A 10,384-nucleotide genomic window follows, 5' to 3' on the forward strand; every position below is an offset into this window, starting at 1 on the left:
CGCGGGCCGCCCTCCCCCCCCCCCCCCCCCCGCCCCCCCCCCCCCCCCCCCCCCCCCCCGGGGGCCCCCGCCCCCCCCCCCCCCCCCCCCCGCCGCTGTGATGTGTGTGTCCAGTAGTTGAACCGGACAAAGACCGAACCCGCCTACGAGCCCTACGAGCCCCGCGCGCCCTACGCCCGCCCCATCGCCCGGTCCAGGGTGATCTCCATGACCACCCGGTCCGGGTTCGGCGAGGGCATCCGCCCGTAGCGCTCCGCGTAGCGGCGTACCGCCTCCGCGACGGAGGCCTCGTCCGTACGGATCACCGCGCGGCCCTCCAGGGTCGCCCAGCGGCGTCCCTCCATCTGGCAGACCGCCACCCGGGGGCCGTCCGGGGCGTCCGCGCGCCCCTGCGCCGCCAGGACGTTGCGGATCTTCTTGCTGTGCTTGTTGCTGATCACCCGTGCCAGCCCGGCCTCCGGGTCGTAGGTCACGCCCACCGGCACCACGTGCGGGCTGCCGTCGGGGCGCGGGGTGGTCAGGGTGCAGATGTGCCGCTCCCGCCAGAAGGCGAGGTATTCCGGCGTCGGGTCGAGTACCTCGTGAGACATGGTGCGAAGGGTACGGCGAAGGGTCCGGCGCAGGGTGCGCGGGCCGCCTTGAGTGGAATAGACTCAACTTTGTGCAGGTTGTTCTTGTTAACCGTACGGAGAGGAGCAGCTGCAAGTGGATGCCGAGCTGACCAACAGGAGCCGGGACGCGCTGAACGCGGCCACCAGCAGGGCCGTCAAGGACGGACACGCGGACCTCACCCCCGCCCACCTGCTGCTGGCGCTGCTCGCCGGCGAGGACAACGAGAACGTCACCGACCTGCTGGCCGCGACCGACGCCGATCAGGTCGCCGTGCGCGCCGGAGCGGACCGGCTGCTGGCCGCCCTGCCCAGCGTCACCGGTTCCACGGTCGCGCCCCCGCAGCCCACGCGCGAGCTGCTCGCCGTACTGGCCGAGGCGGACGCGCAGGCCGGGAAGCTCGGCGACGAGTACCTCTCCACCGAGCACCTGCTCATCGCCATCGCCGCCAAGGGCGGCGCGGCCGGCGAGCTCCTTTCCGCCCAGGGCGCGACCGCGAAGAAGCTGCTGTCCGCATTCGAGACCTCAAGAGGAGGGCGGCGGGTGACCTCCCCCGACCCCGAGGGCCAGTACAAGGCCCTGGAGAAGTTCGGCACCGACTTCACGGCGGCGGCCCGCGAGGGCAAGCTCGACCCGGTCATCGGCCGCGACCAGGAGATCCGGCGCGTCGTCCAGGTCCTCTCGCGCCGCACGAAGAACAACCCGGTGCTCATCGGCGAGCCCGGCGTCGGCAAGACGGCCGTGGTCGAGGGCCTGGCCCAGCGCATCGTCAAGGGCGACGTCCCGGAGTCCCTGAAGAACAAGCGGCTCGTCTCCCTCGACCTCGGCGCCATGGTCGCCGGGGCCAAGTACCGCGGCGAGTTCGAAGAGCGGCTCAAGACCGTCCTCGCGGAGATCAAGTCCAGCGACGGCCAGATCATCACCTTCATCGACGAGCTGCACACGGTCGTCGGCGCGGGCGCCGGCGGGGACTCCGCCATGGACGCGGGCAACATGCTCAAGCCCATGCTGGCCCGCGGCGAACTGCGCATGGTCGGCGCGACCACCCTCGACGAGTACCGCGAGCGGATCGAGAAGGACCCGGCGCTGGAGCGGCGCTTCCAGCAGGTGCTGGTCGCCGAGCCGAGCGTCGAGGACACCATCGCGATCCTGCGCGGGCTCAAGGGCCGCTACGAGGCCCACCACAAGGTCGTCATCAACGACAGCGCGCTGGTGGCCGCGGCCACCCTCTCCGACCGGTACATCACCTCCCGCTTCCTCCCCGACAAGGCCATCGACCTCGTCGACGAGTCCATGTCCCGGCTCCGCATGGAGATCGACTCCTCCCCGCTGGAGATCGACGAGCTCCAGCGCGCGGTGGACCGGCTCCGGATGGAGGAGCTGGCCCTGAACAACGAGTCCGACCCGGCCTCGCGCGAGCGCCTGGAGCGGCTGCGCAAGGACCTCGCGGACAAGGAGGAGGACCTGCGGGGCCTCACCGCCCGCTGGGAGAAGGAGAAGCAGTCCCTCAACCGGGTCGGCGAGCTCAAGGAGCGCCTGGACGACCTGCGCGGCCAGGCCGAGCGCTCCCAGCGCGACGGAGACTTCGACACCGCCTCCAAGCTGCTCTACGGGGAGATCCCGGCCCTGGAGCACGAGCTCGCGGAAGCCACCGAGGAGGAGGCCGCTTCGGCGGGTGCCGCCGCCTCGAAGGACAGCATGGTCAAGGACGAGGTCGGCCCGGACGACATCGCCGACGTGGTCGGCGCCTGGACGGGCATCCCGGCCGGCCGGCTGCTCCAGGGCGAGACCGAGAAGCTGCTGCGCATGGAGGAGGAGCTGGGCCGCCGCCTGATCGGCCAGGGCGAGGCCGTACGGGCCGTCTCGGACGCCGTGCGCCGCACGCGGGCCGGCATCGCGGACCCGGACCGGCCGACCGGCTCGTTCCTCTTCCTGGGCCCCACGGGCGTGGGCAAGACGGAGCTGGCCAAGGCGCTGGCCGACTTCCTCTTCGACGACGAGCGGGCGATGGTCCGCATCGACATGTCGGAGTACTCGGAGAAGCACAGCGTGGCCCGCCTGGTCGGCGCCCCGCCCGGGTACGTGGGCTACGAGGAGGGCGGTCAGCTCACCGAGGCCGTCCGCCGCCGCCCGTACTCCGTCGTCCTCCTGGACGAGGTCGAGAAGGCCCACCCCGAGGTCTTCGACATCCTGCTCCAGGTCCTCGACGACGGGCGCCTCACGGACGGCCAGGGCCGCACCGTGGACTTCCGCAACACCATCCTGATCCTGACCTCGAACCTGGGCAGCCAGTTCCTTGTCGATCCGGCCACTTCGCCCGAGGACAAGAAGGCCCGGGTCCTGGACGTGGTGCGGGCCTCCTTCAAGCCGGAGTTCCTCAATCGCCTGGACGACCTGGTGGTCTTCTCGGCCCTCACCGAGTCCGAGCTGGCCCACATCGCCGAGCTCCAGATCGGCCGCCTCGCGAAGCGGATGGCCGACCGCCGCCTCACCCTGGACGTCACGCCCGAGGCCCTGGCCTGGCTGGCGGACAAGGGCAACGACCCGGCGTACGGAGCCCGCCCGCTGCGCCGCCTGATCCAGACGGCCATCGGCGACCGCCTCGCCCGCGAGATCCTCTCGGGCGAGGTCAAGGACGGCGACACCGTCCGCGTGGCGGTAGCCGGCGACGACCTCCTTGTCGGCAAGGCGCTGTAAGGAGCCCCCGGGCCCCGGCCGGGCCCGGGGCCGACACCGCGAGTACACGCAAAGGCCTTTGAATGGACACCGATCCCCCTTACCCCGGCCCTACTCCTGTCCGCCCGGAGCGGATCGTACGTGCGGGGGTGGACATGAGGCGGCCGGGATGAGGGAGGATGGCCGCATCCGCACGAAGGGAAGTACACGGTGAGCATCGACCCGGCCTCGATTCCGAACTTCGGAGGGCAGCAGCCCGATCCGCAGGCCACAGGACCGGCGGGCCCCGTCGTCCCCGACCAGGATCTGGTCAAGCAGCTTCTGGAGCAGATGGAGCTCAAGTACGTAGTCGACGACGAGGGTGACCTCGCGGCGCCGTGGGAGGAATTCCGCACGTACTTCATGTTCCGCGGCGAGGACGAGCAGCAGGTCTTCTCCGTGCGGACCTTCTACGACCGCCCGCACAAGATCGACGAGAAGGCTCAGCTCCTTGAGTCGATCGACGACTGGAACCGCCGCACCCTGTGGCCGAAGGTCTACAGCCACACCCACGACGACGGCTCCGTCCGTCTGATCGGTGAGGCGCAGATGCTGATCGGCACCGGCGTGAACCTGGAGCACTTCGTGTCCTCCGTGGTCAGCTGGGTCCGCGCGTCGATCGAGTTCGACAAGTGGCTCGTCGAGCAGCTCGGCCTGGAGGCCGAGGTCGACTCCGCCGACAAGGGCGACGACGACGAGGGTGACAGCGAGACCAACTAGGTCTCAGCCGTCCCAGCCGTCCCAGCCGTCCCGGCGGTTCCTCACGGGGCCACTCCGGAGACGAGCAGCAGGTACGGCCCGTACGCGTACGAGAGCCCGGCCAGCACCCCGGTCACCACGACCGCGGTGCGCGGCCGGGCTTTCGCCATGAGGGCCGCCAGCGGCAGCAGCAGCGGGAACGCGGGCAGCAGGAAGCGCGGCTTCGACTCGAAGAAGCCGGCCCCGCCGTAGGTCATCACCAGCAGTACGCCGGTGTACACGAGCAGCGGCAGCGGGATCGTCCGGTCCGCCGCCAACCGGGCCGCGAGCAGCAGCGCCGCCACGAGCAGGACCGCCGTCACCGTGGTGGCGAGCTCCGTGTGGCCGCCGGGCAGCGCGTTCCGGGCGGAGCGCAGCGCCGCCGCGCCGAAGTCGAAGCGCGAGCCCCAGCCGCTCTGGACGGCGAAGTAGCCGCCGAGGAGATCGTCCCGGCGGGCGCCGACGAGCAGGACGTACGAGGCCCAGCCCGCGGGCGCGGCCACCGCGGCGGCCCACACCGCCGGGGCGCGGTTGCGGCGTACGAGGATCTCGTACGCGGCGCTCACCACCACGGCGGCGGCGACCGCGACCCCGGTGGGCCGGGTCAGCCCGGCGAGCACGGCCAGCCCTGCGGCCCAGCCCCACCGGCCCCGCAGCAGCGCGTACAGGGCCCAGGCGGCGAAGACGGCCAGCAGGGGCTCGGTGTAGGCGAGGGTCAGCATGAGGGAGTGCGGCAGCACGGCCCACAGCGCGACGAGCAGCAGCCCGCCGCGGGCTCCGAGGAGGTGCTCCCCGACGCGGTAGACGCCGACGGCCGCCACCCCGGCGGCGGTCCAGGCGACGGCGAGCGCGGCGGTGGTCAGGGAGCCCGGCAGCACGAGGGAGGCGCAGCGGATGAGGACGGGGTAGAGCGGGAAGAAGGCGGAGTCGCTCTGGAGCGAGCCGATCCCGGGATACATCTGGGTGCGCCCGTAGCCGTGCTCGGCGATCCGCAGGTACCAGACGGAGTCCCAGGACTCCCCGAGCACCTTCACGGGGCTGCGCCCGGTCCACCGGGCCACGGCGGCGACCACCAGCACCCCGGCCCCGCGCAGGACGGCGAAGACCCCGAGCGCGAGGACGGCGGTGGGGGGCCGGGCCCGGGTCCGTATGGCGCGCGATGCGGTGGCCACGGCCGTGGACATGGACATGTATCCCGACTCCCGATTAGTCCCGCGTGTGGTGCGACCACGCGATTAGGCTCATCCGATGATGAGAGCTTCCGGCACGTTCAAGGTCGTCAGTTTCACTCCGACGGCGCTCACCCCGGAGCCCCCGGTGGAGACCGGGCTTCCGGTCGGGGTGGCGACGATGGAGAAACACTACGAGGGCGAGTCCCTCTCGGGCCGCTCGGCCACGCTCTTCACCGCCGCGTTCGACCAGGCGGCGGGCATCGGCAGCTACGTGGCCATGGAGTCCTTCGAAGGCACCCTCGCGGGCCGTGAGGGTGCCTTCAACTTCGTCCACGGGGCCACCACGGACGGCGGCCCCGACCGCAGCGCCGAGCACTTCGCGATCGTCCCGGCCAGCGGCACGGCGACCCTGAAGGGCATCACGGGCACGGGCGGCCTCCGCGTCGACGAGGACGGCACCCACCGCATCTGGTTCGACTTCGACCTGCCGGCGTAGGTAGCCCCCGTAGCCCTGAGGGCCCCTCGGGGCCCTCAGGACCTCAGAGCCGCCGCAGCCGGGCCACGGCCTCGGCCAGCACCTCGGTCTTCTTGCAGAAGGGCAAGGTACGAGCATCTGCACGCAACCTCAGAGTCGGCACGAGCGTTCGGCTTCGTGGGCCAGCAGATCTCGGCTTCGCCCCGTGGCCGCGGTCAGCTGTACCTGCACGGCCGCTTTACGGATCACTGTCGAAGATGAGCAGTCGTAGAGAACGTGAATCCCGCCTGATTGGCCGAGATAGAGCATCGGCCTGTCCTCGGGTGTCGCACTGCCGGCAACCTCCGAGAAATCTGCCTGGACGTACTGAGCCCGGATGCCCAGGAGCTGCTCCAGCCGTCCTAGGTGGGCCGACTCGGCGGCTCGCGCGCCGCGCTCCTCCATCACATTGCCGAGGCTCATCAGGCACAGCCCGGTAACCATGAAGACGATCACGCACAAGCGGAGAAGTGGGCCCAGGGTCCGGTGTTTGCCCGCGAGGTGCAGCGCGGGTGCCGCCATGAGAGTTCCACCCGCCAGCATCGTGACCCACAGGCCTTCTCGCAGCATCGTGGTAGGACTCTCAGCCATGGCTGCGGCTGCCCACGCCGAACCCACCAGAACTGACAGCGTTAGGGTGCGCAGTCCGGGGCGCTGTTGGAACTGTCGCAGGAGGAACGCCGTCAGGCGCCTGCGGTCTGACTCCTCGGTCATGCCCATGCTGAACAGGCTCGGAAGCGCCAACACGGCCGGCACGATCAAGAGCCCGAGGAATACCAGGACGGTTGCGGCTCGGGTCAGCAGTACAGAAGTGTCCAGCCCGACCTCCTCCGGTGTCACACCGAATTGGGCGAGATACCGGTCCACAGCCCAGTACTGGATGCCCGTCAGGATGACTCCACCGAGCCCCAACAGGGTGACGATCGCCTGAAGCGCGTCCTTCTTGGCCGGGGAGCGTGTCGGTTCCGCCCGTGAGGCGGTGGGTTTCTGCATGGCGGCATGGTGGCTGCTCGGCCGCCTTCGAACCCTGGACTTGATCAGATCCTGAGCTTGGGGGGTGGCTGGACAATGGGGATGCACTGGCACTCAGACTGTAGTCTGAGTACAGTCTGAGTATGAGCCTTGCTTACCTGGGAGCCGAGCCCGAGTCGGTTTCGTTCACCGACCTGTCGAGAAACCCGAAAGCCGTAGCCGCCCGAGCTGCTGCCCTCGGGGCTCTGCGCGTCACCCATCGGGACGCACCCGACATGGTGCTGACGACTGCCGTGCACGCGGAGCGCACCGAGGAAAACCTCACGACGGCATCTCGGCTTTTCCTCGCGCTCATGAAGCACGATGACGGAGCCCGGTCGCTCCTGCTGGCGCTGCCGGAGGTCTTCCCGTGGGTGCGGCACCTGGATGACGAAGAGATGCGCGCATTCACCGTGGAACTTCTGGAAGCGCTTTCCGACGCGGCGGAACTGGGTGCCAGGGAAGCCGTGCATCGAGCGCTCGTCTCCTGGAGGGCGACGGCTCGCATCAACGCCGATCCGGCGCAGCTCAAGGAAGCGCTGCGCCCGCTCGACGGGGATGACCTGGGTCCGGTTGAGGTGGGCGGGTGAGCCCGAAGAAGGGCGATCGTGTCAGCGTTCCACCCCTGAGCGGATGGAACGTAGTGTTCGGGACCACAGAGGCGGTGACGGGGTGGGAGGAGCTGTGCCGCGCGGCACTGCCCAGCGCCCACCGATGCCTGGAGGCGCTGCGCACCGACCCGCTGTCGCGTGAAAACTGGAATCGGCAGCATCAGCTCCGCGGGAAACTTTCCACGAAGGAATGGAAGGGATCCGCACTCGACCAGTGGGAGTTCGAGGTCACGAGCGGCGGCCGAGTGCGCTACCTGGTCAGCCCCGAGACCTCGACCGTAGTTCTGGTCTACGCGTCTACTCGGCACCCCAAGGACACCGAGTAGCTCGTCGTGCCCGTGCGGAAAGGGCCCGGCTGAGCCGTGGCCGGGCCCTGTATCCACACGTCGTATCCATGTGTCCACCCGGCTCGTTCTCAGCGAGCCAGCCGACCGAGGCGGTCCACCGCCTCCTGCAAAACCGCCTTCCGCTTGCAGAAGGCCCACCGGACCTGGGTCGCGCCGGCCGACTTGTCGTCGTAGAAGACCTGGTTCGGGATGGCCACCACACCGCACCGCTCGGGGAGCGCCCGGCAGAACGCCAGGCCGTCGCGCTCGCCGAGCGGGGTGATGTCCGTGGTGATGAAGTACGTGCCCTGCGGGCGGAACACCTCGAAGCCGGCCGCGGCCAGTCCGTCCGCGAGCAGGTCCCGCTTCGCGGCCAGGTCCGCGCGGAAGCCCTCGTAGTACGCGTCGGGCAGGGCCAGGGCCTCGGCGATGGCGTACTGGAAGGGCCCCGAGGACACGTAGGTCAGGAACTGCTTCGCGGAACGCACCGCCGTGACCAGTTCCGGGGTCCCGGTCACCCAGCCGACCTTCCAGCCGGTGAACGAGAAGGTCTTGCCGCTGGAGGAGATCGTGACCGTACGGTCCCGCATGCCCGGCAGGCCCGCCAGCGGGGTGTGCGAGCCCTCGAAGACCAGGTGCTCGTACACCTCGTCCGTGATGACCAGCAGGTCGCGGGAGACGGCCAGCTCCGCGATCGCGGCGAGTTCGGCGGGTGTGAGCACCGTGCCCGTCGGGTTGTGTGGGGTGTTCAGCAGCAGCAGCCGGGTCCGCGGGGTGACGGCGGCGCGCAGCGCGTCCACGTCGAGGCGGAAATCGGGGGCGCGCAGGGTGAGCGGGACGCGCACCGCGCCGGCCATCGCGATGCAGGCGGCGTACGAGTCGTAGAAGGGCTCCAGGGCGATGACCTCGTCGCCCGGTTCCAGGAGGGCGAGGAGCGCGGCCGCGATGGCCTCGGTGGCGCCCGCGGTGACGAGGACCTCGGTGTCGGGGTCGTAGGACAGGCCGTAGAAGCGCTGCTGGTGGGCGGCGATCGCGTGGCGCAGCTCCGGGACGCCGGGGCCCGGCGGGTACTGGTTGCCCCTGCCGTCGCGGATCGCGCGCACCGCGGCTTCGGCGATCTCGGCGGGGCCATCGGTGTCGGGGAACCCCTGGCCGAGGTTGATCGATCCGGTGGCGGTGGCCAGCGCCGACATCTCCGCGAAGATCGTCGTGCCGAAGGCGGCCAGCCTGCGGTTGAGGAACGGGCGGTCGGCGGCGTCGGTGCGGTCGGTGCGGTTGCCGGGGGTGCCGGGGGTGCCGGGGTTGCTGTTGCGGCGTTCGGGAGCGCTCATGGCGTCATCCTTCCGGCAAGCTCTGGACTTGCTCAAGTGAGCTTTGGGTCGCGTATCCCGAGGGCATCCCCCCTGCACGCGGGACGACAGGGGATCCCGGACCCGGGGGAACCGGGGTGGAACGCAAAGGGGGTGGACGGACATGACGTTCGTCCTGATCATGATCGGCCTGGCCGTGTCCGTGGGGGTGGTGCTCATAGGGATGCTGGTGGTCCGCGCGGCCCGCTCCGGGTACGCGTCGGGGGGTTCGGGCGGTTCGGGGAGCAGCGGCAGCAGCGGCAGCAGCGGCAGCTGGTGGGCGGGCGGCTCGGACGGCGGCGGATCCTCCTGCGGTTCCTCGTCCTCGTGCGGTTCCTCGTCCTCCTGCGGCTCCTCCTCGTCCTGCGGCGGCGGAGGATGCGGATCCAGCTGACACGGGGGAGCATGGATGCGTGTACGCGAGGCGCCCACCGGGGACAACTTCCGTCAGGCGTCTTCTTGTTCGGGGCGTCGCCGCCGCGTATTACGGCGTACGGGCGGCATGTTGTTGAACACGTGAACTGAGTAGCCCCCGAGGGGATGTAAACCCCGTCAAGTTGGGTAAAAACGCTGTGAGTGCCGTGCCTTTCATGATTCCCTCGGTTGAGTAGACCAGTCCCCGGACCTCCCGGGACTTCCTGTGGACCCGTGCCGGTGTCCCCCCACCCGTTGACTACCGCTGGCGGGCCCCGGCCCCTCTCCCTCGCGCGTTTGCGGAGCCGACTCATGCTCACGACCCTCAAGACCACCTATACCGACACGCGTGCCGCCGACCTCGCCTGGGCCCTCGGTCGGGAGCGGCTGCCCGCCCTGGCCGTACTGAACCTCGAACTGATGGGCGCAAAAGTCGAGTTGCGCCTGCTCGGGGCCTCTCATCAGGTGCTCCTGGAGGAGGGGGACGTGCTCTGCTCGGAGACCGTCGCCTGCATGCCCGGGAGCAGTACACCGCTGCCGCTGGGGGTGGCCAAGCGGGTCGGCGACTGGGAGTACGAGTTCGCCGCGCGGGTCGAGACCCTGTCGCGCGGCTCCTTCGCGGGCCGGGCGCAGGAACTGCTCGCGCTGGTCGCGGATCACCCGAACGGGCTCGCCGGCACCTTCCCCGGCAGCCCGCACGCCTTCACCGCCATGCTCGCGCAGCGCTACGAGGGGCAAGTCCGGTGGCGCACTTGGCACGCGTACCCGCAGGAAGGGCAGCTGGTGGCCACGCGCACGCGCGTCGGCGTGCGGATGGGCGCGACGGGTGCGTCCGCGGTCGGGGGGGCGGGGGCCGCGGGGGGGCCCGCGCCGCTCAGGACATACCGCATCGGGGAGCCGCCTGGCGGCAAGGCGAACAGAGGAT

The 10,384-nt window shown here is 70.4% G+C and carries 11 protein-coding genes; 7 read left to right on the forward strand and 4 right to left on the reverse strand.

Annotation, left to right across the window (positions count from 1 at the left end; genetic code table 11):
- Window positions 1-170: 170 nt before the first annotated feature.
- Entirely contained in the window at window positions 171-590 is a 420-nt protein-coding gene (locus ACFXDJ_RS10430) for a pyridoxamine 5'-phosphate oxidase family protein (RefSeq protein WP_384848815.1), read from the reverse strand.
- Window positions 591-705: 115 nt separating this feature from the next.
- Between ACFXDJ_RS10430 and clpB the strand changes: the two genes are divergently transcribed.
- Both clpB and ACFXDJ_RS10440 read left to right on the forward strand, forming a co-directional pair.
- A complete protein-coding gene (clpB, locus tag ACFXDJ_RS10435; RefSeq protein WP_384848818.1) occupies window positions 706-3,306 on the forward strand; it encodes an ATP-dependent chaperone ClpB in 2,601 nt (866 codons plus the stop codon).
- Window positions 3,307-3,495: 189 nt separating this feature from the next.
- On the forward strand, window positions 3,496-4,044 hold the full coding sequence (locus tag ACFXDJ_RS10440; protein ID WP_384659884.1) for a YbjN domain-containing protein: 549 nt from the start codon (window positions 3,496-3,498) through the stop codon (window positions 4,042-4,044).
- A gap of 41 nt (window positions 4,045-4,085) precedes the next feature.
- Here ACFXDJ_RS10440 and ACFXDJ_RS10445 read toward each other — a convergent pair whose 3' ends face one another.
- Entirely contained in the window at window positions 4,086-5,252 is a 1,167-nt protein-coding gene (locus ACFXDJ_RS10445) for a mannosyltransferase family protein (RefSeq protein ID WP_384659887.1), read from the reverse strand.
- Window positions 5,253-5,313: 61 nt separating this feature from the next.
- On the opposite strand from ACFXDJ_RS10445, the gene ACFXDJ_RS10450 reads away from it, so the two are divergent.
- Window positions 5,314-5,730 (forward strand): DUF3224 domain-containing protein, encoded by a 417-nt coding sequence (locus tag ACFXDJ_RS10450; RefSeq protein WP_384848886.1) that lies wholly within the window; start codon window positions 5,314-5,316, stop codon window positions 5,728-5,730.
- Between the two features lie 129 nt (window positions 5,731-5,859).
- Here the strand turns inward: ACFXDJ_RS10450 and ACFXDJ_RS10455 are convergent, their stop codons facing one another.
- On the reverse strand, window positions 5,860-6,741 hold the full coding sequence (locus ACFXDJ_RS10455; RefSeq protein ID WP_384659889.1) for a hypothetical protein: 882 nt from the start codon (window positions 6,739-6,741) through the stop codon (window positions 5,860-5,862).
- 122 nt (window positions 6,742-6,863) lie between these two features.
- Between ACFXDJ_RS10455 and ACFXDJ_RS10460 the strand changes: the two genes are divergently transcribed.
- The gene (locus ACFXDJ_RS10460) at window positions 6,864-7,349 is read left to right on the forward strand and encodes a prevent-host-death family protein (RefSeq protein ID WP_384659892.1); all 486 of its coding nucleotides are present in this window, start codon (window positions 6,864-6,866) and stop codon (window positions 7,347-7,349) included.
- Window positions 7,350-7,402: 53 nt separating this feature from the next.
- A complete protein-coding gene (locus tag ACFXDJ_RS10465) occupies window positions 7,403-7,696 on the forward strand; it encodes a hypothetical protein (protein WP_384659895.1) in 294 nt (97 codons plus the stop codon).
- Between the two features lie 89 nt (window positions 7,697-7,785).
- Here ACFXDJ_RS10465 and ACFXDJ_RS10470 read toward each other — a convergent pair whose 3' ends face one another.
- Window positions 7,786-9,027: a pyridoxal phosphate-dependent aminotransferase gene (locus ACFXDJ_RS10470; protein ID WP_384848821.1), complete on the reverse strand. Its 1,242-nt coding sequence runs from the start codon at window positions 9,025-9,027 to the stop codon at window positions 7,786-7,788.
- Window positions 9,028-9,169: 142 nt separating this feature from the next.
- On the opposite strand from ACFXDJ_RS10470, the gene ACFXDJ_RS10475 reads away from it, so the two are divergent.
- Both ACFXDJ_RS10475 and ACFXDJ_RS10480 read left to right on the forward strand, forming a co-directional pair.
- Window positions 9,170-9,439, forward strand: a complete 270-nt coding sequence (locus ACFXDJ_RS10475) for a hypothetical protein (RefSeq protein ID WP_384848823.1) — start codon at window positions 9,170-9,172, stop codon at window positions 9,437-9,439.
- 332 nt (window positions 9,440-9,771) lie between these two features.
- Window positions 9,772-10,384: DUF2617 family protein (locus ACFXDJ_RS10480; protein ID WP_384848826.1), on the forward strand; the 613-nt coding region annotated here is incomplete at its 3' end.

It is taken from the genome of Streptomyces sp. NPDC059443 (genome assembly GCF_042750105.1).
GTDB lineage: Bacteria > Actinomycetota > Actinomycetes > Streptomycetales > Streptomycetaceae > Streptomyces.